The sequence below is a fragment of the Streptomyces sp. NBC_00457 genome, from assembly GCF_036014015.1.
Lineage (GTDB): Bacteria > Actinomycetota > Actinomycetes > Streptomycetales > Streptomycetaceae > Streptomyces.
This window is the reverse complement of record NZ_CP107905.1, coordinates 2,537,555-2,557,010: the sequence shown is the minus strand read 5'-3', so window position 1 is coordinate 2,557,010 and position 19,456 is coordinate 2,537,555. Positions and strand designations below refer to the sequence as shown.

Sequence of the window (19,456 nt, the reverse complement as noted above, 5' to 3'; positions counted from 1 at the left end):
TCTGTGAGGTGGAACTCCGCCTTCCTGCAGGAAGTTGAGCTACGGCACCGTGTTGTGCCCGCGTCCGTCACCTCCGGCCATGGTGTCCAGGGCGTGGTCCTCACGCGCCCGCCCGAGCCGTACGGGAGGTCGGGCCACACATGCACCCTCGAGGCATACACGACTGTCTGAATTCAGGAAGTCCTGTATGGTCGTGGTGTGCTGACTGTTGCCTCCGACATCGAGGTGCTGGCCCGGTTCGGCCGCGCGCTCGCCGACCCGATCCGCTGCCGCATCCTGCTGGCCCTCCGTGACGCCCCCGCTTACCCCGCCGACCTCGCCGACGCCCTCGGCGTCTCGCGCACCCGGCTGTCGAACCACCTGGCGTGCCTGCGCGACTGCGGCCTGGTAGTCACCGTGCCCGACGGTCGCCGCACCCGCTACGAGCTGGCCGACCCCCGCCTTGGCCACGCCCTGGACGACCTGCGCACCGCCGTGGTCGCCGTCGAGACCGACCGTACCTGCGTCGACGCCGAAGCGAAGAACTGCTGCTGAAGACCGCGATTCCCCTCGGGCCCTCTCCGCTCGTTGTGGCACGCAGGCGAAACGGATATGGCTCCGGGCGTGGCTGCGATCACCTGGAACGTCCGGCTCGTCACAGACGTGGGCCGCAGGCACCGTAACCGGCACGGTGCTGTTGCGCCTAGAGCAACCGGGGCTCACCGAACCCGCGTTCGGCGCGGACTCTGCGGCGAGACGCGACGGGGATCCGGGTCAACGGGGAAGCGGTCCTGCATCCGTGGTGCCTGTTTCTCCACCTCGATGCCGCAGGTCAGCACCACGAGGATACGCATCGGCGCGGGCTCTCCACGTTGGGCCGCCGCAGCTGTTGAGGCCCGCAGGGATCGAACGGAACATGCGTCCGCAGCGTCTGAGGTACATGAAAATGTCGTACCAAGCCGCTGTCCTGCTCCTGAGTGCGGGGCTGTTGCTCTCCGGCTGCTCGTCCTCGTCCGACAACCCGGATGACGAGGGGTACACCGGCCCCACCCTGCCCGCCCGCACCGTCGCGAAGGACAAGTGGCAAGAAGGGCCGGCGGAGCCCGAGCAGCACAAGCCGTATCCGTACGACATCTATACGCGCTGCGGGATCAAGTGGGTGAAATTCGGGGGCCGTTGGTGGGTTCTGGACTCCGTGTTCCCCGGTGTCGAGCAGGTCAAGGGGGAGCCGCCCTCGCAGGACAGTCAGAGACTCGCCGGCTACATGACTCTGATCGGCCCGGACACCGCCAACTTCGACGCCGTCGGGATGCCCACGATGCAGTTCGTACCGACCGAGGAGAAACCGCCGGGCTGCGCCTAGCCCGGTCGCTGGCGAGTTCGAGGCATGTGCCAGTCGAAAATTAGCCATACGGAGCAAGATTATTTTGTCTCTAACCAGACAGTTTTTGTGATGATTTGACGGCTACGCTCTTCCGGATCTGTTCAATTCCCGCACAAGCGGGAGGATACGGGGGGTGGAGAGTGGCTGGGCGTAACCCAGGACTCATAGGAAGAGCGATCACGGCTTTCGCGCTCGCGGGTTCGCTGTCGGCGGTCGCCGGCAGCGCGAACGTTGCCGTGGCAGGGCCAGACGTCTGTGAGCTTTCGGAAGGGGAGCTGACCATTGGCGAGCTGCCCGCCGGCTCGTCTGTGATCTTGTGCGATGCAGTGGGGCGCGTGGTCACGTACGACGGCACCGGTTTGACGGTGCCCGAACCCAATACCGCCGTGAGCGTCGACGCGCTGGCCGCGGACGGCACGTCTCACGGATTCACACTGGAGGTCACCTCCAGCGGCGTGGTCTCCTACGACCTGACCAGTGCCAGTGTGGACACCTCCACCGCGGGCTCCGACGTACCCGATGTCCTGTCGAACCCGGTTGAGACGACGGGCGACCTGTCGCAGGAGTCGGACAGCACGGATGCGGACGCGTCCGATGCCAGCGCCGAGGCCGAGATTGCGGACGTGGACGCGGCCGCCGCTCCCGGCGCGTGCAGCGACGGAACGTACGCGACGAAAGACCAGAAAGAGTACGGCACCTACAACTGGTACATCGGTGACGGCGGCCTGCCCGGAGGGCTGTCCAAGAACGACGCCCTGTGGTCGTTCTACGAGGCGCTCGACAACATCACCGAGAGCAGCAACAACTGCGGCTACAGCGACCAGGTCGGCGCGCACAAGGCCAACTTCCTGGCCTACACGACCCGTGAAGGGGACATCAACTCCAGCAACACGTGCACCGGCTTCGACGGGCTGAGCACGTGGGACGCGGGCAATCTCGGGAACGGCACCGTCGCCGCTACCTGCTCGCGTACCTGGCCAACGCCCGGCGTCAAGAACGACCTGCGCGAGGCTGACGTCCGCTTCAACACCCACGATTTCGACTTCACGAACAAGCCGGCTGCCAACTGCTCGAACAAATACGACATCCGCAGCGTCGGTACTCATGAGGCCGGGCACATCTTCGGACTGAAAGACATCTACGGGGCGCACAACAACCTCACCATGTTCGGGAACTCGATCGAGTGCTCGACGAGGGCCAGGACGCTCGGCAAGGGTGATGTGCTCGGCCTCCGCAGCATCTACTGAACTGGAGCAGACGCTCCAAGAGGAGGCGTACCGATGAAAGCCGCACTCCCGATCGGCAGGACCGGATCCGTGTGGACGCTGCTGTCGGCAGTCCTGGTCACCATGTCCGTCGCCTGCACCTCGTCGAGCGACAGCGACGGCGGCGAGTCTGCGTCGTCCTGCGCGTACCGGGCCGAGTACCAGAACCGCACGTACTCGGGCGCAGAGGTCAGGGGCTTCACCCTCGGGAACAAGCTCGGTGCCGCCACCCTTCCGCCGTGCGACGACACGCCGAGCGATGACAGCGACGGTCAGGCGACGCCAACCTCGACGACCGCCTATGCGATTGAGGGAGTGGATCCCAGCATTGCTATCGGGTTGGAACAGGCGTCTGATGACGTCATCTTCGTCAACGTCGACTCCGACACGAAGCTGCCTGAGATCAAGAAAATGATCCAAGGCTCGTGATGCTTGAGTGCGGGACGCCGGTGCACAGGTCGCGTCGGCGCCCCGCACCGGCCCCGATCCCGGCCGCGGACGGGCAGGAACCACCACGTGTGCTCGGCTGCCGATTCCCCATCCTTCTGTCATGGCGGATGGTGTCGCACGCTGGTGTGCAGAGGTTGGGTGACGCTGACCTCGTTCCCGCTGTGCGGGCGCAGTTGGCGGGTCCATACCGGAGGTTGAGAAGCGGGCACTGAGATCTGCGCAGTGCTACGCCCCGGCTTCGTCGCCCCGGATCTGCAGTCGCCCGACACCGGGGACGAAGCGCCCGGCCTGGGCCGCGTAGGTGAGGTAGGCCGCCCCGTGGGTCGCCTGGAGGTAGGGCTCCTCGATCACGCGGACCTGCAATTCGACCGCGACGATCAGGGCGGCGAGGGAGGCGAGCGCCAGGATGTTGGGGACCATCAGCGTGAGTCCGAGGCCGGTGACACCCATCGCGGTAAAGATGGGGTTCCGGACGTACGCGAAGAGGCCGCCGGTGACCAGTGCGGTGCGCTCGTCGGGATCCACGCCGACGCGCCATGAGGCGCCCATGGCTCCCTGTGCCATCAGCGTGCCGGCCACGCCGAGCACGGCGATCGCCGCACCGGTGCCGTACACCGCAGGAGTCTCCTCGACGAGGACGGGCACGCCCGCCAGGGTCGCGGCTGGTGCGGCTACGGCGCCGAGCAGCGCCACGGCGAACAGCACTCCGGCCCACCAGGCGGCTGAGCCGGGAGTGCCGGACAGGCCGCGGAAGCCGGCGTCGCCAGTACGCCGGCGCTGGATCAGCGTGCGGATTCCGAAGGCCGCGATCAGCCACGCCCCGTAGAGCGCGAGTGCCGCCCAGGCCCAGCCGGTCATCGCTCGTCCACCTCCTTCTGCGGCCCGCGGCACGAGCAGCCCGGGCCGCATCCGCAGCCCTCCCGGTCGCCCGTCTCCCGCCCCGCTGCCTCGGCGAGACCGACCGGCACGGAGCAACAGGCCTCGCCCCGCCATGCCTGGCGTCCTTCCTTGACCGCGACGGCGGCGATGATCAGGGCGGCGGCCGGGTCGGCCCAGGACCAGTCGAGGAGGGAGTTGGCGAGCAGCCCGGCGAGCAGGACTGCGGACAGGTATGTGCACAGCAGGGTCTGTTGGGAGTCCGCCACGGCCGAGGCCGAGCCGAGTTCACGCCCGGCTTTGCGCTGGGCCGCGGACAGGAACGGCATCACCGCGAGGGACAGGGAGGCGAGCACGATGCCCGGGGTGGAGTGCGCGGCCTCGCGGGCGGCGGTCAGGGCGCGGCCGGAGTCGACGGTGACGTAGGCGGCGAGCGCGAAGAAGGAGACGGCGATGATCCGCAGGGTGGTCTTTTCGCGCGCCTGGCGGACGGCGTGCTCGCGGGCGGAGAACTGCCAGGCGACGGCCGCGGCCGAGGAGACCTCGATGACGGAGTCCAGGCCGAAGCCGATCAGGGCGGTGGAGGAGGCGATCGTACCGGCGGTGATCGCGACGAACGCCTCGATGACGTTGTAGGTGATGGTGGCGGCGACCAGGAGCCGTATACGCCGGGCGAGTTGGGTGCGGCGCTGCGGGGCGGGTCCGACGGATATCTGCACCGCCATCAGCAGCAGTCCTTCTCGTCGGCGTCCGGGCAGGTCCGGTCGGCCTCGACGGCCACTACGGCGCCGCGCAGGTCGTCCAGGGCGTGGCCGAGGCGGGCGTCGGCCAGCTCGTAGCGGACGCGTCGGCCTACGGGGACGGTGACGACGATGCCGCAGTCGCGCAGGCACGCGAGATGGTTCGACAGCCGGGTGCGGGAGATCTCCAGGCGCTCGGCGAGGTCGGCCGGATGGGCGGGCGCCTCGCGGAGGGCGAGCAGGATGCGGCAGCGGATCGGGTCGGCGAGCGCGCGGCCGAAGCGGGCCAGCGCGTCGGTGTCGGAGGCGAGTTTCAGCACAGACATGACGGTACATGAAATCATGGATTCAGGTAATCCTGAATCTATGGACTCGGGCCCGATTTGAAGCTCAACTCCCCGGCTCCGGCACCGCTTGGCTACGATCTGCGGCGATGAGCAACCGGTACCACGGCGTCCGGGGCGCGACAGGACGCGCGACCCCGCTTGTCGTGCTGCGCTGTGTCGCTCTGCTCGCCGTGCTGATGTGGGTGCTCCCGGTGTGCGCCCACAGCGCCGACACGACGCTGCGCGTGCCTGCCGCCTCCGCGCCGGACAGTGTCGTACGCACCGACGCCGCTGTCGGCTCGGCCGCCGGCCACGAGTGCCCCGAGTCGGAGCACGGGCCCGGCGACGCGCACTGTCGCTCCGCCGAGGCCGTCACCGGCACCACCACCTCCGTGCCGGTGCCGTCACCTCAGTCGGCAGACGTGACGACCGCGGTCCCGACACTGGACTCTCCTCCCGCCCGCGGAGCACCGGGCGTTCTCGTCCACACACCAGGCATCCATCACCTGCAGATTCAGCGGATCTAGGACCGGGCACACCGCACGGCCCAAGCGCATCGGGTCGTGCCCGCCGATCCCTCCTGCCCCCGCACCTGACGGGCGCGCAGGCCCTCGACCGCTCGAATCGCACCGCCGCGCCCTGCCCGCGCGGTGGGGACAAGGACATGCCATGGGGTCTTCCCGAGCCAAGGAACAGCGCGTCGCCCGCCGCGCCAAGCTGGAGGAGATGCGCCGCGCCCAGGCGGCGCGCGAACGCCGTAACAGCATCATCACCTGGACCTGCAGCGGGGTCATCGTGGCCGGCGTCGTCGCAGGCGGCTGGTACCTCGTCGACCGGGCGCAGGGCGAGAAGGCCGCGGAGGAGGCCGCTGCCGCCAAGCCGGTGGCGGGGGAGAAGTCCTTCAAGGACCTCAGCCAGAAGCACGTCAACACCCCGGTCGACTACAAGATGTCCCCGGGTGTCGGCGGCGACCACAACCAGGCATGGATGAACTGCAACGGCGACGTCTACGACAAGGAGATCGGCGAGACGAACGCCGTGCACTCCTTGGAGCACGGCGCGGTCTGGATCACCTACACCGACAAGGCCGCGGACAACGACGTCAGCACGCTCAAGGACCGGGTCACCAAGACCCCGTACACGCTGATGAGCCCGTTCGCCGACCAGTCGTCGCCGATCGTCCTGTCCGCCTGGGGCAAGCAGCTGAGCGTGGACTCCGCCACCGACCCCCGGGTGGAGAAGTTCCTCGACAAGTACGTGCAGGGCGCGCAGACCCCTGAGCCGGGTGCCGCCTGCACGGGAGGGATCGCCGCATGACCGGGGCCGTCACCCGCCGCACCCTCGTCGTCCTCGCCTGTGTCGTGTTGGCGGTCGCAGCCGCCGTCGTCGTGTGGCGGGCGGTTGAGGGCACTGCGAACGCGTCCGCACCTGGCGACAATTCCGTTGAGGCCGGATTCTCACGGGACATGGCCGTGCACCACCAGCAGGCCGTGGAGATGTCGTTCATCGTCCGCGACCGCACCGACGACGAGGAGGTGCGCACCCTCGCGTACGACGTCATCAACACGCAGGCCAACCAGCGCGGCATGCTGCTGGGCCGGCTGGAGGCGTGGGAGCTGAACAAGTCCTCCACCGAGACGCCGATGACGTGGATGGGCCACGGCGCGATGTACGAGGCGAAGGACGGCTCGCTCATGCCCGGCATGGCCACCAACACGCGGCTGGACCAGTTGCGCGAGGCCAAGGGGAAGAACGCCGAGATCCTCTACTTGCGGCTGATGACCGCTCACCACAAGGGCGGCGTCGACATGGCGCGCGGCGCGGTGAAGATGGCGGACGACGACAAGCTCGTACGGCTGGCGCAGACCATGGTCGACGGGCAGCAGGCGGAGATCGACCTGATGGCCGACATGCTCACCCAGCGGGGCGCCAAGGCGGGATGAAAGGCGCGGTGCCGCCGGAGCCCGGCGGCACCCCGCCAGGAATCAGTGGACGTGCGGCGCGTTCCGGTGCACGGGACCGTGCGGATCCTCGCAGTGCGTCCCCAGGTCGGCCGTCTCACCGGGACCGCCGACCTGGAGCACCAGTTCGGGGACGTGGTCGACCTGGAGCGTGGTGTGGTCGATGCCGTAGTCGTGGCGAAGGCGTTCCTCCAGGGCGCGGCGTACGGCGTGGCAGTCGCCGCCGGTTTCGACGAGGACGTGGGCGGACAGCGCCGCCTGGCCGGAGGTGATCTGCCAGACGTGCAGGTCGTGGACCTCGACGACGGCAGGCTGGGCGACGAGTTCGTCACCGAGCCGGTCGGGGTCGACGTCGGCGGGGGCGGCCTCGAGGAAGATGCGACCGGACTCGCGCATCAGGCCGTACCCGGCCTTGACCATCAGGGCGACCACGACCAGCGTGGCGATGGCGTCGGCGCGGGCGTACCCGGTCAGTACGACGACGAGCGCGGCGATCGCGGTGCCGATGAAGGCGAACAGGTCGTTGAGGATGTGCTGGTAGGCGCCCTCGACGTTGAGGGAGGACCGGTTGGCCTGGGAGATGCACCAGGTCGCCACCACGTTCACCGCGATGCCGGCGAGCGCGGTGACGAGCATCAGCCCGCCTTCGACCTCGGGCGGGTCGATCAACCGCTCCACGGCTTCGTACGCCAGCCAGGCGCCGAGCAGCAGCAGGGTCAGGCCGTTGGCCTGGGCGGAGAGTATCTCGGCGCGCTTGAGGCCGTAGGTGTAGCCGCCGCGGGCCGGTCGGGCGGACAGCCGCATCGCGATCAGGGCGAGCACGATGGAGACGGCGTCGGTGAGCATGTGCGCCGCGTCCGAGATCAACGCCAGGGAACGGGCCATGACGCCGACGACGACCTCGGCCGCCATGAACGTGGTGATCAGCGCGAGCGCGATCCCCAGCCAGCGCCGGTCGGCGTCGGCGGTGATGCCGTGGGAGTGCCCCGCGTGTCCCCCGGAGCCGTGGTCGTGCCCCGCGCTGTGCTCATGTCCGTGATCGCTCACGCTGTGCCCCTTGCCCCTCGTGACGGGTGCCTCGGTGGCAGTGAGACGCATCGGTGAGCGAATCGGCAAAGGCTGCACCGGTGACGTTTGTCATGTCCGTTAATACGCCTCTGACCTGCGGGAATGTGCGATCGGTGGAGGGTGGTGGGATGAGGGGCACCCGGCGGTCCGCCGCGGGCGTGCGGTGGGTACGCTGCCCAGGCGTACGGTGTTCCAGCCCGTGCCCACAGCCTCCAACCCCCGCGACGGACTCCCGAAGGCTCGACCTCATGCGACCGCTCTGCCCGCCAGGCTCCGCCTCCCCGGCGTCCGGGGTGCTGCGCGGGCTGCGGGCCGGAGTGCTCGCGGTGCTGTGCGTGCTGCTGCCGCTGGCCGGACATGCGCTGTCCCAGTGTCACGCGCCCCGGTGGATCATCGTCGCGGCGGTCGCCGCCGTGGCGGTTCCGGGCGCGGCGGTACTGACGCGGCGTCGGCTGACCGACAGCCAGGTGGTCGGCGTCCTCGCCGCAGCGCAGATCGCCTACCACGTTGCCTACGCGCTGCCCGGTGCCTGCCAGGCCGTGACCGGCCGGGGCGCGGTGCCGGGCGGTCTGGCCGGCGTGGTCGAGCACGGCGGGGACGCCGGACCGCCCGCCGGTGTGCTGTTGGCCGGGCATCTGGTCACCCTGGTCATCGCCGCCCGGTTGCTGGGCGTCACGGAGCAGTTGCTGTGGCAGTCCCGGCCGCTGCTGACCGCCGTACGCCAACTGCTGCTGTTCGTCTGGCCGTTGCTCGGCCGTGCCCATGGCACCGGACCGCAGGTCACGCTCCGGGAGAGCAGCGCGCCGCTGCGGTCGGCGGTGCTGGCGCGGCTGCACGAGGGCAGGGCTCCGCCGCGCCGAGCGCGTGCGTCCGCTGCACCCTTCGCCCTTTTCCGGCCGATGCCGATCGGCGGTCCCTGCCTGCCCTGACGGGCACGACGCGAGGACCGCCCGGCGGGCCGGTCCTCCCGTCCCGGCGGCTCCGTGCTGCCGGGGGACGACAGAAAGTCCCACACCATGCACGTCACCGACCGGCGTGCCGCCCGCACGGCGGCACGTGTCCTCGTCGTACCCGCCGCCCTCGCGGCCCTGGCCGTCACCGCGCCGCAGGCCGCGGCCCACACCGAACTGGAAACCAGCAGCCCGGGGGCCGACGCGTCGCTCGCCGGGCTACCCCCACGCGTGACACTGACCTTCAGCGACCCCATGACCCAGAAGTACGCCAAGGTCGCCGTGACGGGGGCGGACGGAGCGTCGGCCGCCGAGGGGGAGCCGCAGGTCGAGGGCAAGACCGTCACGCTCGCGCTCGACACCGGTGCTCCCGCGGGCCGTTACACGGTCGGCTACCGGGTGGTGTCCGCCGACGGGCACCCCGTCTCGGGTTCGTACACCTTCACCGTCAAGGAGACCGCGCAGACGCCGAGCCCATCGGCCACGGTCCAGCAGGAGACCGCAGCCTCCCCGTCGCCGGAGACGGGCCGGGCCGATGACCAATCCTCCGGCGCGACCGTGCCAGTCCTCGCCGGGGCCGGTGCGCTGGCCGCGTCCGGAGCCGTGGGCGCGTACCTGGTGAGGCGGAGGCGGACCGGCCATGGCGACTGACACCAAGGCCGCCGGTACCGGCCGACTGCCCCGACTTCCTTTGGTCCTGGCCGTGGCGGTAGGCGCCTGTGTCGCCGTCGCCTTGATCGCCGTATGGGCCGGCGGTGGTGCCGCCACCGCGATCCCGGGGATTCCGGACGCGGGCGCGCTGACCGCGTGGGGGCTGCCGGTGGCCCGAACTCTCACGGACGCGGCGGCCGTGGCCACCGTCGGCGCGCTGCTGCTGGTGGTCGTACTGCTGCCCGGCGGCAGGCGCCTCGGCCCCGCACAGCTCCGCTATCTCACATGGGCTGCCTGCGCGGCTGGGCTGTGGGCGGCTGCGTCGGGCGCCGTCCTGGTGTTCACGCTGTCCGACCTGTTCGCCCAGCCGGTCGGCGAGATCTCCTCGCCCGCGATCGTGGCGGACTTCGTCACCACCGACGCCCAAGGCCGCTCCTACGCCCTGACCGCAGCAGCCGCAGGCGTCATCGCCACCCTGTGCGTAGGCATCGGCAGCGCCCGCTGGGCCCGGTGTGCACTCGTGCTCGCGCTGGCAGGACTGTTGCCGCCCGCCTTCACCGGGCACTCCTCGGCGGCCGGCAACCATGACGCCGCGGTCAGCAGCCTCGCCCTGCACCTGCTCGGGGTCGCGGTCTGGGTCGGCGGCCTCGTCTTCGTGCTCGTCGCCGCCGCGCGCCGTGAGGAGCAGGCAACCGCAGCGGTCCGCCGGTTCAGCCCGATCGCCGGGTGGGCGCTGCTCGCGGTCGGCCTCAGCGGCATCGTCAACGCCGCCGTCCGACTGCCGTCCCTCACTGAGGTGTTCACCAGCCGGTACGGGCTGATGGTGCTGACGAAGGCGGTGGCACTCGCGCTGCTGGGCGGCATCGGCTACTGGCACCGTCGCCGCACCCTGCCCGCCCTCGCCGAGGGGAGGCGGCGGGCGTTCGTCCGGCTCGCGGCCGGTGAACTGCTGCTGATGGCGGCGGCGATGGGGCTCGCGGTGGGCCTGTCGCGCACCCCCGCACCGGGCGCGGGTGACGCCTCGCTGTCGCCGTCCGAGGAGCTGCTGGGCTTCCCGATTCCGCCACCGCTCGGCGACTTCCCGTGGACGCCGCTGTTCACGCAGTGGCACTTCGACCCGCTGTTCGCCTTCGGCACCGCGGGCGCCGCGCTCCTCTACCTGGCCGGCGTACGCAAGCTGCGCGCCCGCGGCGACAACTGGCCCGTCGGGCGGACGATCGCGTGGCTGCTGGGCCTGGCGCTGACCGTGCTCGCGACCATGAGCGGGCTGAACACCTACGGCAAGGTCCTGTTCAGCGTGCACATGGGCCAGCACATGCTCCTGGCCATGTCGGTGCCGATCCTGCTCGTCCTGGGGGCGCCGGCCACTCTCGCCCTGCGCGCGCTGCCCGCCGCTCCCAAGGGCTCACCGGACGGGCCGCGAGAGATGCTGCTGAAGCTCCTGCACAGCCGCTACGTCAAGCTCATCTCGAATCCGGTGGTGGCGAGCGTGCTGTTCATCGGCAGCGCCTTCGTCGTCTACTACACCTCGCTCTTCGAGACGCTGATGCGCAGCCATCTCGGACACATGGTCATGCTGGTGCACTTCCTCGCCACGGGCCTGCTGTTCTTCTGGGTGATCATCGGTATCGACCCCGGCCCACGCCGCCCGCCGTATCTCGGCCGACTGTTCGTGCTGATCCTGACGATGCCGTTCCACTCCTGGTTCAGCATCTCGCTGATGAGCTCGACCGCCCTGATCGGCGAGGGCTGGTGGACGCTGCTGGACCGGCCCTGGGTCGCCGACGCGCTGGACGACCAGTACAACGGCGGCGCCATCGCCTGGGCCACCGGCGACATCCCCGTCCTGATCACCACGATCGTCCTGGCCATCCAGTGGATGCGCTCCGACCAGCGCGAGGCCCGCCGCGTCGACCGGCAGATCGAGCGCGGCGGCGACACCGACCCGCTGGCCGCCTACAACGCCTATCTGGCGAGCCTGCACGCCCGCGACCGCCGTCCGGCCCGCCCCGACACCCCACACGAGGAATCATGAGCAAGCTCAAGAAGCAGTTGATCGTCGCCGCGGTGCTGCTGGCCGGCTTCGCCGCCGCCTTCGGCTCCTACCTGCTGCTCGCTCCCGACGACCGGAGCGGCAGTGGCGGCCTGGACGTGCAGCCGGCCGCCGAGGCGCTGCCTGTCCGCGGCAACAGCCACCGGCTCACCACCCCGGCCAGGAGCGAACTGACCATCGTGGAGTTCCTCGACTTCGAGTGCGAGGGGTGCGGTGCGTACTACCCGGTGGTGGAGAAGCTGCGCGAGGAGTACGGCGACCGGGTCACCTTCGTCGCCCGCTACTTCCCCATGCCCGGCCACCGCAACGGCGAACTCGCCGCCCGCACCGCCGAAGCCGCGGCCCGGCAGGGCAAGTTCGAGGAGATGTACACCAAGCTCTTCACCACGCAGAAGGAATGGGGCGAGTCACAGGACTGGAAGCAGGACGTCTTCCGCGGCTACGCGAAGGAACTCGGCCTGAACATGGCCGAGTTCGACGCCGCGCTCGCCGACCCCGAGGTCGCCGGCCGCGTCCAGGACGACCAGCGCGACGGCCTCGGCCTCGGCGTCCAGGGCACCCCGACCTTCTTCGTCGACGGCAGCCGGATTCAGCCGCCCGGCTCCTACGAGGCGTTCAAGGCACTCATCGAGGACCGGCTGTCCGGCTGACCGGGCCAGGAGGACGGAGCTCATGCAGTACCTCATCGGCCAGACCCGCCTCTTCCACCCCCATGAACGCCCCCACCACGCACGACGTATCCGACAAGGTGAGCCGCAGTGACCGCCAGCACGACCCCCAGCTACGACGAACGCCTGACCGCCCCCGCTTCCTGGTGGGTCATCGCCGCTCTCTTCGGCCTCTCCCTGGCCCTGGTCTTCCTGCCCTACGGCACGATCGCCGCCCTCCTCGCCCTGACGGCCGGCACCTGCCTGGCCGGGGTCCACGTCAGCTCCCAGGGGTCGATGCGGATCCGGGTCACCGACCGGCTGCTGGTCGTCGGGGACGCCCGCATTCCACTCGACGTGCTCGGCGAGCCGCAGGTCCTGCGCGGCGAGGAGGCCCGGGCCTGGCGGACGTACAAGGCGGATCTGCGTGCGTTCATGGTCATGCGCAGCTACATCACCGCCGCTGTACGCGTGGAGATCCTCGACCCCGACGACCCCACGCCGTACCTGTACGTTTCCACCCGGACCCCGGACCGGCTTGCCGAGGTGATTCGCGAGAAGTCCGGACAGGCGGGGACGGAACGAGCATGATGGGCGACCGTGCCCGGTGATCACGTGACGCGGTCCGGCGGCCGGACCGCCGGGACGCGGCCGAGCCGTGCGGGAGTGCACGTGCGGGCCGCGGCGTTCGCGCTCGTCGGCAGCGTGCTCGCCGCCCTCGGGCATGACGCGGTCGCCGAAGGCTCGGTGCCGTGGCGGCTGGTGGCCGCGTTCGCGGTCGGGCAGTTCGTGATCGTGTGGCCGTTCGCACGGCGGCGGCTCTCGCTGCCCGTGGTCACCGTGTGCACGCTGGTCGCGCAGGGCGCGCTGCATCTGTCGCTGACCGTGGCGGGAGGTACCGGTGACTCGGGTGCCGGTCATGCGGGGCATCCCATGGGCGGTGGCGCTGCCGTGCATGTGGAGGACGGGCATGCCTGGCATCACGCTTCTACGGCGATGGCCGTCGCCCATCTCGTCGCCGCGCTGGCGGCGGGTTGCCTGGTGCAGCGCGCCGACGCCGCCCTGGCCGCCGCGCTCACGGCCACCCGCGCGGCAGGCCGCGCCGCCGTCGGCGTACTGGCCCGGCTGGTGCCGCGGCTGGACGCCGTCACGGTGCCCGCGCCGACGACCGTACGTCTGACAGGCTGCTTCGCACAGCCCAGAGCGGCACGCACGCTCACCCTGGAACATGCGCTGGTGCGCAGGGGACCACCGGGACACGCACCCGTCCCAGTCCGTCCCCTCACCCGGGCCGCCGCTTCGGCGTGCCCGGCTTCACGCGCAAGGAGTTCCCCATGTCCACCCATCACGCTGCCCGTCTGGCACGCCGGGCCGCTCTAGTCGGCGCCGCCGCGCTGACCGCCACCCTCGCTCTGGCCGCACCGGCCGCCGCCCACGCGGAAGTCGAGGCTGACAAGACGCAGGCCCTCGCCGAGAACGTCACCCTCACCTTCGTCTCCGAGGCGGAGTCAGCCACCGCCGGCTTCACGGAGCTGCGTATCGTCCTGCCCGAGGGCATCGCGCCCGCCGACGTCACCCTCGAAGAGGCGCCCAAGGGCTGGAAGTTCAAGGCCACCGCCGACGGCTACACCGTCGGCGGGGCCAAGCTCGCGACCGGTGTCGACGCCGAGTACAAGGTGAAGGTGCGGCAGTTGCCTGACGCCAAGGAGATCGCGTTCAAGACCGTCGAGACCTACAGCGACGGCGAGGTCTCCCGCTGGATCGAGCTTCCCACCGGCGGCGAGGAAGGCGAACAGCCCGCGCCGGTCCTGGAGTTGAAGGCCGCCGCCCCGGGCGCCACCCCCATCAGCCCCAGCCCGACCGCGAGCCCGACCCCCAGCCCGACTCCCACCCCCACCGAAACGGCCACCGACACCGCGACCGCGGAAGCGGCCGCCAACGCCACGGACGAGAACAAGGACGAGGACAGCTCGACCGGGCTCTTCGTCGGCGTGGCGGTCGTGGCGCTGCTCGTTGTCGCGGGCGGTGCGTGGCTCGTACGGCGCCGGGGCGCCTCTGCCGGGAGCTGACCGGCGACGCCGGTGTCCCGCGGGGCGGAACTCCCGCCGCCCCGCGGGAGGTTCAGCCCGCTGAGACGGCAACTGCGGCAGACCCGCCTGGCGTGCCCGATGGGCCTGCCGAACGTTATCCGGCCCACCCACGTCATAGCGGTAGCCGTCTGTGAAGGGACTGCCGCCATGACCGCCGTACCTCTCCCCGCCCGGGCCCTGGCCACTGCCGCACTGATCGGAGGGCTGCTGTGCGCGACCGCAGCCTGCGGCACCGATACACCGCCGTCCCCCGGAACCGCTGAAGGAACCGGAAGCAAGAGCGTTGCAGCGCAGAGCCGGAACGCATGGGCTGAGCCCGATGCGTACACCTACACGCTGAAGTCGAGTGAGGGAGAGAGGTCCCTGCTCGGGACCTTCCGGGTGACGGTCCAGGACCGCGAGGTGGTGAAGGCAGTCGGCCTCGACGACAGTGGCCGACGCGTGGTCGAGCAGATGCCCGACGAAGTGCCCACCATCGGCGGGCTGCTGGAGGAGATGGAGCAGGCCCGGCGCGACAACGCGGACACGGCCGAGGCGGAGTACGCGGCCGACGGGCATCCGGTGCGGATCTCCCTGGACTGGGAGGCGAATGCCATCGACGACGAGGCCCTTTACATCATCACCGACTACCGGCCGGCCGGCGCCTAGTGCGCAGCAGTCGCCCGTTACGCCCGCGTATCCGGGCAGCATGAACCGCCGCTACATCATCTGGCGGGAGCGCGCCTCCGACGAACGGCTACGCGAGGTAGTCATCAGGGCGAACGCTGCCTGACGCGGTGTCAGTGGCCGTGAACCACGCTGCTCGTCAGGGTGCGGTTGCCGCCTGCGGCTGCAGGTCCCGGATCGTCACGTCCTTCGACACGGTGACCTGGTCCACGTCGCTGATGCGCACGGTGGCCTTCAGGGTCCACGTGCCGGAGATGGGAAAGCGCAGGCTGTCCGTCCCCCAGTAGCCGCCTCGGGCGGTCAGTTTCGCGTCGAGCGGGCCGATTCCCTGCGCACGGTGGGTCACGGTGAGACGCAGCTCGGGAACGGCGATGAGGCCGGCGTCGGCCCCGAACACCAGGGCCTCCACCCTGTTCTCACCCACCTGCCCCGGAAGGAAGGTGATCTGCACCTTGCCGTATCCCTTTGGTACGCCGGTGTCGAACGGGATCGTGGCCACCGCCGCCGGTACCTGCTGAACCCCTGCCACCGCTGCGGTGTTCTGCGCGGCGGCCCGGCTGGGTGGGGTGCCGGTGAGCACCGTGGTGATCGCCAGGACGATGAGGCCGAGAACTGCTTCGGCGGCGACCGAGCGGCGCAGGCCGCGTCGGCGCTGCTCGGACGGCGGGACGGGCGGTTCGGAACTGTCGGTGGTGTCGCGCGTGGAGGACTGTTCGGCGCTGTCCGGCGCGGCATCGCCTGCGCCGGGCAATGCCGCCTCGCCGGAAGATGAACCTGCTCCGACAGTCTGTGTCACGCGTACCGGCTTCGGTGCCGCCACCGCGAGCGCCTCCGGTGCCGACTGCGGGGCGTGGGTCCACTGCCGGGAGAACTTCGCCGCGGTCAGAACAAGGATGACGGCGGCGACCTTGAGGCAGAGGATCCGCCCGTACTGGGTGGAGGAGAGGGCGTCGAAGGAGCCGACCTGCCGCCAGGACTGGTAGACGCCAGTGGCGGTCAGGACGAGAACGGCGCCGAACGCCAGTTGGGAGAAGCGGGTGACCGCGGACCCCGGAACCGTCGTGCCGGCGGGCGCCCGGTAGAGGATCAGCGCCAGGGTGAGGAGACCGCCGAGCCATACGGCCATGGCGAGCAGGTGCAGGACCGCGACCGGGATGGCCACGGGCACCTGGAGACCGGCGGAGGCGTGCTCGGCAGCGGCCCAGGTGACCGCCAGGCCCACGGCGAGCAGGACCCCCGCGACCCGGGCACCGACGGACGGGGCGATCGGCCGGACGTCCGCATCGGTTTCGGCGTTACCCGGTGCGGCTTCGGACGCCCCCCGGTCCCGCGCCTCCGTGCTGCCGACGAGACGGCCCGTGATCGGGGCCAACGCCAGGCCCGCCACCGTGACCAGCAAGAGCCGTGTCACCAAGGCCGTCCCGGTCTTGCCCGTGAGGGTGGGACCCAGCAAGGACAAGTCGAACAGCGCGGTGACGCCCCGACCGCTCTCGTACGGGCCGCGCAGAAGCAGCAATACGAGCGTGGAGACCATCAGTGTCAGCCAGCCGGTCAGCAGCAGCCTGCGTACCAGCCGGAGGGCGAGCGCGGCGGGCCAGCACAGCAGGCCGAATCCGGCGACCCCGATGAGCAGGGCGAGGCCACCATAGGCGGCGTAGCGGGCGACGCCGTAGAGGCGGGAGACGGTGGGGTCGACCGAGGGCCCGGAGGGAAGTACCGCGGAGGTGGCGGACGGTTTGCCGATGGAGAAGGTGAACGCGCCGGAGATCGGGTGGCCGTCGGCGGAGACGACGCGCCAGGAGACCGTGTAGGTGCCCTTGGCCAGCTTGTCGGGCAACGTCACACGGACCGTGTTCGTCTTGCCGTCCGCGCGCTCGACCGAGCCCTTGTTGACCCGCTCGTTCTTGGGGGACAGCACGCGCAGGGAGCCGTCGGAGGGGCTGACCGCCTCGGTGAAAGTGAGCGTGACCTGCTGTGGAGCCGTCTTGAGTACGGCGGTGTCGGCCGGGTCGGATCCGGTCAGGGCGGCGTGGGCGGAGGCGGGCCCGGCGCCGCCGAGGAGGAACGCGAGCACGGCGCCGAGCAGCGCCAGGGCGGTCAGCGGTTTCCTGGCCCGGCGTGGTGCCGTGTGCATGGAGCAGCCTCCAGGGCAGTGGTGCGTGGGCGTCGGCGGTGGTGCGGGGCGATGGCCGAGCTGCAACTACGTGGTCGGCTTGGGACCGATGCCCTGCAGCTGCTGGATGTTTCCGCCGATCTTGGTCCGGAACTTCTCCAGCATCTCCGGCTTTTTCGCGCTGACGATCCAGCGCGTGCCGACCAGGTACTTGCCTCCGTAGATGGCGGCGGAGTCCAACCAGGTCTGCTTGTACTTCTCCTCCGGGAAGGTGGTGATGAGGTAGTCGACCTCCTTGGTGTGGCACAGGCCCTGGCGCAGTTGGTCCGCCTCGATGCGGATCTTGGGCTTGCAGCCGGTCAGGCTGGCGATCACTTCGACCTTGGCAGGCGCGACGACTCCGGCCGCCGGGGCAGCGGAGATCTTCGACGGACCGGCTTCCTCGGCCGCCTTGTCCTCGCCGCCGCTGCAGGCTGTGGTCAGGGGAAGGATCGCCAGGCTTGCGACGACGGCTGCGCGCCTCAGGGATGCGGCGGACAGGCTTCGGCCGATGGGTCCTCGCGGGTGCTGCTGGGGCACGTTGCCTCTCCATCTCGGGTGCTGTTCGTACTCGGCTTGGGATACGGGTGAACGCCGGGGGCTGTTCACCACGTATGACGTCAAAGGCCCGTGGGGCGGCCGGAACACCGCCCCACGGGTTCGTGCTCAGGCTGAGGCGGGGATGTGCTCCGGCTGGACGGTGTGCGCGTTGTGCTGGTCCGCCCAGTTCTGCAGGGCGCTCATGCAGGCGTGGTCGAGGTGGCGCAGTCCCGCGAGGTTGAGCTCGACGGAACGGTCGTGGGGCAGTTTCTCGAGGGCGTCCAGGATTTTCGGCAGCCGCAGGAAGGTCGCGTTGCCCACGATCCGGACGCGCACCGGCCCGGTGCCCGTGTCGTCGGTCTCGATGTGGACGTGGGACACCTCCCACGCGGACTTCGCCACCGCCAGCACGAGCCCGATCAGCACGCCCTCGAACATGTTGGTGACCAGAATCGCCCCCGCCGTGATCACCAACACCACGGCCTCGCCTCGGTGTTCACGCCACAGCGGACCCAACTCCTTGACCGGCAGCAGCTTGAAGCCCGCGTGGATGAGCACGCCGGCGAGCGCGGCGGTCGGGATCATGCCGAGGGCGCCGGGCAGCAGCGCGGCGAAGAGGAGCAGCCATACGCCGTGCAGGACGCGGGAGAGCTTGGTGCGGGCGCCTGCCTGGACGTTGGCGGCGCTGCGGACGATCACCGCGGTCATCGGCAGCGCGCCGAGCAGCCCGCACAGGGTGTTGCCCGCTCCCTGGGCCATCAGCTCCTTGTCGTAGTCGGTCTTCGGGCCGTCGTGCAGACGGTCGACGGCCGCCGCGCTGAACAGCGACTCGGCCGACGCGATGAGGGTGAAGGCGATGACGGTGGTCAGCAGGCCGACCTGCGCCAGTTGTCCGAAGTCGCCGAGGGCGGGCGGCTGGATGGCCTCCGCCAGACCGCTGACCTCGACCCGCTTGACGGGCAGGTCGAAGGCGGCGGTAGTGGCCAGCGCCGCGCCGACGGCCACCAGCGGGCCGGGCAGCAGTTGGGCTTTGCCCGGCAGCTTCTTCCACAGCGTCATGATCACGACGGTTCCGGTGCCGATGCCGACGGCGATCAGCGCCGGGTCCGAGAGGAGGACGTCGACGGCGAGGCCCGGCAGCCCGGCGATGTTCGCGGTGCCGCTGCCGGGTGCCTTGTGGTCGGCCAGCGCGTACAGCTGCCCGGCGATCAGCACCAGGCCGATGCCGGCGAGCATGCCGTGCACCACGGACAGCGAGATGGCCCGGAAGAAGCGGCCCAACCGCAGGGTCCCTAGGGCGAGTTGGAGCAGACCGGTGGCCAGGACGATCACGCCGAGTGCGGGCAGGCCGTACTCCTGAACGGCGGTGAACACCAGCACGGTCAGCCCGGCGGCCGGGCCGCTGACCTGGAGGCTGCTGCCGGGCAGCAATCCGGTCACGAGGCCGCCCACGATGCCGGTGATCAGGCCGATTTCGGCCGGGACGCCGGAGGCGACGGCGACGCCCACGCACAGCGGCAGGGCGACGAGGAAGACGACGAGGGAGGACGTGAGATCGGTGCGCAGGGCGCGCTTGAGTGTGGCGAGGTGCGAAGTCATGGCGTTCTTTCGAGTGGGGGAAGGAACGTCGCGTGGCATGCGACCGGAACAGGCGGGTG

General features: G+C 70.4%; 22 protein-coding genes. 15 read left to right on the top strand and 7 right to left on the bottom strand.

The window, feature by feature from the left end:
- The first annotated feature begins 198 nt into the window (after window positions 1-198).
- The 4 genes from OG828_RS11725 to OG828_RS11710 all read left to right on the top strand — a co-directional run bounded on the left by OG828_RS11725 (window position 199) and on the right by OG828_RS11710 (window position 3,057).
- Window positions 199-534, top strand: a complete 336-nt coding sequence (locus OG828_RS11725; RefSeq protein WP_328353959.1) for an ArsR/SmtB family transcription factor — start codon at window positions 199-201, stop codon at window positions 532-534.
- Between the two features lie 391 nt (window positions 535-925).
- Window positions 926-1,342 carry a hypothetical protein gene (locus tag OG828_RS11720; protein ID WP_328437822.1) on the top strand — a complete coding sequence of 139 codons (417 nt, stop codon included), beginning with the start codon at window positions 926-928 and terminating at the stop codon, window positions 1,340-1,342.
- 356 nt (window positions 1,343-1,698) lie between these two features.
- A complete protein-coding gene (locus OG828_RS11715) occupies window positions 1,699-2,610 on the top strand; it encodes a peptidase M10 (RefSeq protein ID WP_328501079.1) in 912 nt (303 codons plus the stop codon).
- Window positions 2,611-2,643: 33 nt separating this feature from the next.
- The gene (locus OG828_RS11710; protein WP_328501078.1) at window positions 2,644-3,057 is read left to right on the top strand and encodes a DUF6281 family protein; all 414 of its coding nucleotides are present in this window, start codon (window positions 2,644-2,646) and stop codon (window positions 3,055-3,057) included.
- Between the two features lie 246 nt (window positions 3,058-3,303).
- Here the strand turns inward: OG828_RS11710 and OG828_RS11705 are convergent, their stop codons facing one another.
- From OG828_RS11705 to OG828_RS11695, 3 genes are read right to left on the bottom strand one after another with little or no spacing between them, the layout of a single operon-like run.
- Entirely contained in the window at window positions 3,304-3,936 is a 633-nt protein-coding gene (locus tag OG828_RS11705) for a methyltransferase family protein (protein ID WP_328353948.1), read from the bottom strand.
- Window positions 3,933-4,679 carry a cation transporter gene (locus OG828_RS11700; RefSeq protein ID WP_328501077.1) on the bottom strand — a complete coding sequence of 249 codons (747 nt, stop codon included), beginning with the start codon at window positions 4,677-4,679 and terminating at the stop codon, window positions 3,933-3,935. The genes OG828_RS11705 and OG828_RS11700 overlap by 4 nt, the downstream gene beginning before the upstream one ends.
- On the bottom strand, window positions 4,679-5,014 hold the full coding sequence (locus OG828_RS11695; RefSeq protein ID WP_328504849.1) for an ArsR/SmtB family transcription factor: 336 nt from the start codon (window positions 5,012-5,014) through the stop codon (window positions 4,679-4,681). The genes OG828_RS11700 and OG828_RS11695 overlap by 1 nt, the downstream gene beginning before the upstream one ends.
- A 113-nt stretch (window positions 5,015-5,127) precedes the next feature.
- Between OG828_RS11695 and OG828_RS11690 the strand changes: the two genes are divergently transcribed.
- The 3 genes from OG828_RS11690 (at window position 5,128) to OG828_RS11680 (ending at window position 6,963) form a co-directional block, all read left to right on the top strand.
- Window positions 5,128-5,547, top strand: coding sequence for a hypothetical protein (locus tag OG828_RS11690; protein ID WP_328501076.1), 420 nt, complete (start codon window positions 5,128-5,130; stop codon window positions 5,545-5,547).
- A 142-nt stretch (window positions 5,548-5,689) separates the two neighbouring features.
- Window positions 5,690-6,337: a DUF3105 domain-containing protein gene (locus OG828_RS11685; RefSeq protein ID WP_328437817.1), complete on the top strand. Its 648-nt coding sequence runs from the start codon at window positions 5,690-5,692 to the stop codon at window positions 6,335-6,337.
- Window positions 6,334-6,963, top strand: coding sequence for a DUF305 domain-containing protein (locus OG828_RS11680; protein ID WP_328437816.1), 630 nt, complete (start codon window positions 6,334-6,336; stop codon window positions 6,961-6,963). Before OG828_RS11685 ends, OG828_RS11680 begins: the two co-directional genes overlap by 4 nt.
- A 42-nt stretch (window positions 6,964-7,005) precedes the next feature.
- On the opposite strand, the gene OG828_RS11675 is transcribed toward OG828_RS11680, so the two are convergent.
- The gene (locus OG828_RS11675; protein ID WP_443062389.1) at window positions 7,006-8,079 is read right to left on the bottom strand and encodes a cation diffusion facilitator family transporter; all 1,074 of its coding nucleotides are present in this window, start codon (window positions 8,077-8,079) and stop codon (window positions 7,006-7,008) included.
- A 218-nt stretch (window positions 8,080-8,297) separates the two neighbouring features.
- Here OG828_RS11675 and OG828_RS11670 point away from each other — a divergent pair, with 218 nt between their 5' ends.
- The 8 genes from OG828_RS11670 to OG828_RS11635 all read left to right on the top strand — a co-directional run bounded on the left by OG828_RS11670 (window position 8,298) and on the right by OG828_RS11635 (window position 15,088).
- Entirely contained in the window at window positions 8,298-8,978 is a 681-nt protein-coding gene (locus OG828_RS11670) for a hypothetical protein (RefSeq protein ID WP_328501074.1), read from the top strand.
- Window positions 8,979-9,065: 87 nt separating this feature from the next.
- Window positions 9,066-9,650 (top strand): copper resistance CopC family protein, encoded by a 585-nt coding sequence (locus OG828_RS11665; protein ID WP_328501073.1) that lies wholly within the window; start codon window positions 9,066-9,068, stop codon window positions 9,648-9,650.
- Window positions 9,640-11,685: a cytochrome c oxidase assembly protein gene (locus OG828_RS11660; protein WP_328501072.1), complete on the top strand. Its 2,046-nt coding sequence runs from the start codon at window positions 9,640-9,642 to the stop codon at window positions 11,683-11,685. Before OG828_RS11665 ends, OG828_RS11660 begins: the two co-directional genes overlap by 11 nt.
- Window positions 11,682-12,353: a DsbA family protein gene (locus OG828_RS11655; protein ID WP_328501071.1), complete on the top strand. Its 672-nt coding sequence runs from the start codon at window positions 11,682-11,684 to the stop codon at window positions 12,351-12,353. Before OG828_RS11660 ends, OG828_RS11655 begins: the two co-directional genes overlap by 4 nt.
- Before the next feature lie 108 nt (window positions 12,354-12,461).
- Complete coding sequence (locus tag OG828_RS11650) at window positions 12,462-12,941, top strand: DUF3093 domain-containing protein (protein ID WP_328353916.1); 480 nt, start codon at window positions 12,462-12,464, stop codon at window positions 12,939-12,941.
- An 81-nt stretch (window positions 12,942-13,022) separates the two neighbouring features.
- Entirely contained in the window at window positions 13,023-13,730 is a 708-nt protein-coding gene (locus OG828_RS11645) for a hypothetical protein (RefSeq protein ID WP_328501070.1), read from the top strand.
- A complete protein-coding gene (locus OG828_RS11640) occupies window positions 13,685-14,419 on the top strand; it encodes a DUF1775 domain-containing protein (protein ID WP_328501069.1) in 735 nt (244 codons plus the stop codon). Before OG828_RS11645 ends, OG828_RS11640 begins: the two co-directional genes overlap by 46 nt.
- A gap of 168 nt (window positions 14,420-14,587) precedes the next feature.
- On the top strand, window positions 14,588-15,088 hold the full coding sequence (locus OG828_RS11635) for a DUF6174 domain-containing protein (RefSeq protein ID WP_328501068.1): 501 nt from the start codon (window positions 14,588-14,590) through the stop codon (window positions 15,086-15,088).
- A gap of 157 nt (window positions 15,089-15,245) precedes the next feature.
- On the opposite strand, the gene OG828_RS11630 is transcribed toward OG828_RS11635, so the two are convergent.
- The 3 genes from OG828_RS11630 to OG828_RS11620 all read right to left on the bottom strand — a co-directional run bounded on the left by OG828_RS11630 (window position 15,246) and on the right by OG828_RS11620 (window position 19,397).
- Complete coding sequence (locus OG828_RS11630) at window positions 15,246-17,240, bottom strand: copper resistance CopC/CopD family protein (protein ID WP_328501067.1); 1,995 nt, start codon at window positions 17,238-17,240, stop codon at window positions 15,246-15,248.
- 66 nt (window positions 17,241-17,306) lie between these two features.
- Window positions 17,307-17,798, bottom strand: a complete 492-nt coding sequence (locus OG828_RS11625; RefSeq protein WP_328501066.1) for a hypothetical protein — start codon at window positions 17,796-17,798, stop codon at window positions 17,307-17,309.
- Between the two features lie 126 nt (window positions 17,799-17,924).
- Window positions 17,925-19,397, bottom strand: a complete 1,473-nt coding sequence (locus tag OG828_RS11620; protein ID WP_328501065.1) for a SulP family inorganic anion transporter — start codon at window positions 19,395-19,397, stop codon at window positions 17,925-17,927.
- Between the last annotated feature and the right edge of the window lie 59 nt (window positions 19,398-19,456).

What these genes read in the sequence shown, in the direction of transcription:
- OG828_RS11720 (WP_328437822.1), top strand. Translation starts at nt 926, where the DNA reads ATGTCGTACCAAGCCGCTGTCCTGCTCCTGAGTGCGGGGCTGTTGCTC.
- OG828_RS11710 (WP_328501078.1), top strand. Translation starts at nt 2,644, where the DNA reads ATGAAAGCCGCACTCCCGATCGGCAGGACCGGATCCGTGTGGACGCTG.
- OG828_RS11705 (WP_328353948.1), bottom strand. Translation starts at nt 3,936, where the DNA reads ATGACCGGCTGGGCCTGGGCGGCACTCGCGCTCTACGGGGCGTGGCTG.
- OG828_RS11700 (WP_328501077.1), bottom strand. Translation starts at nt 4,679, where the DNA reads ATGGCGGTGCAGATATCCGTCGGACCCGCCCCGCAGCGCCGCACCCAA.
- OG828_RS11690 (WP_328501076.1), top strand. Translation starts at nt 5,128, where the DNA reads ATGAGCAACCGGTACCACGGCGTCCGGGGCGCGACAGGACGCGCGACC.
- OG828_RS11685 (WP_328437817.1), top strand. Translation starts at nt 5,690, where the DNA reads ATGGGGTCTTCCCGAGCCAAGGAACAGCGCGTCGCCCGCCGCGCCAAG.
- OG828_RS11680 (WP_328437816.1), top strand. Translation starts at nt 6,334, where the DNA reads ATGACCGGGGCCGTCACCCGCCGCACCCTCGTCGTCCTCGCCTGTGTC.
- OG828_RS11675 (WP_443062389.1), bottom strand. Translation starts at nt 8,079, where the DNA reads ATGCGTCTCACTGCCACCGAGGCACCCGTCACGAGGGGCAAGGGGCAC.
- OG828_RS11670 (WP_328501074.1), top strand. Translation starts at nt 8,298, where the DNA reads ATGCGACCGCTCTGCCCGCCAGGCTCCGCCTCCCCGGCGTCCGGGGTG.
- OG828_RS11665 (WP_328501073.1), top strand. Translation starts at nt 9,066, where the DNA reads ATGCACGTCACCGACCGGCGTGCCGCCCGCACGGCGGCACGTGTCCTC.
- OG828_RS11660 (WP_328501072.1), top strand. Translation starts at nt 9,640, where the DNA reads ATGGCGACTGACACCAAGGCCGCCGGTACCGGCCGACTGCCCCGACTT.
- OG828_RS11655 (WP_328501071.1), top strand. Translation starts at nt 11,682, where the DNA reads ATGAGCAAGCTCAAGAAGCAGTTGATCGTCGCCGCGGTGCTGCTGGCC.
- OG828_RS11640 (WP_328501069.1), top strand. Translation starts at nt 13,685, where the DNA reads ATGTCCACCCATCACGCTGCCCGTCTGGCACGCCGGGCCGCTCTAGTC.
- OG828_RS11635 (WP_328501068.1), top strand. Translation starts at nt 14,588, where the DNA reads ATGACCGCCGTACCTCTCCCCGCCCGGGCCCTGGCCACTGCCGCACTG.
- OG828_RS11630 (WP_328501067.1), bottom strand. Translation starts at nt 17,240, where the DNA reads ATGCACACGGCACCACGCCGGGCCAGGAAACCGCTGACCGCCCTGGCG.
- OG828_RS11620 (WP_328501065.1), bottom strand. Translation starts at nt 19,397, where the DNA reads ATGACTTCGCACCTCGCCACACTCAAGCGCGCCCTGCGCACCGATCTC.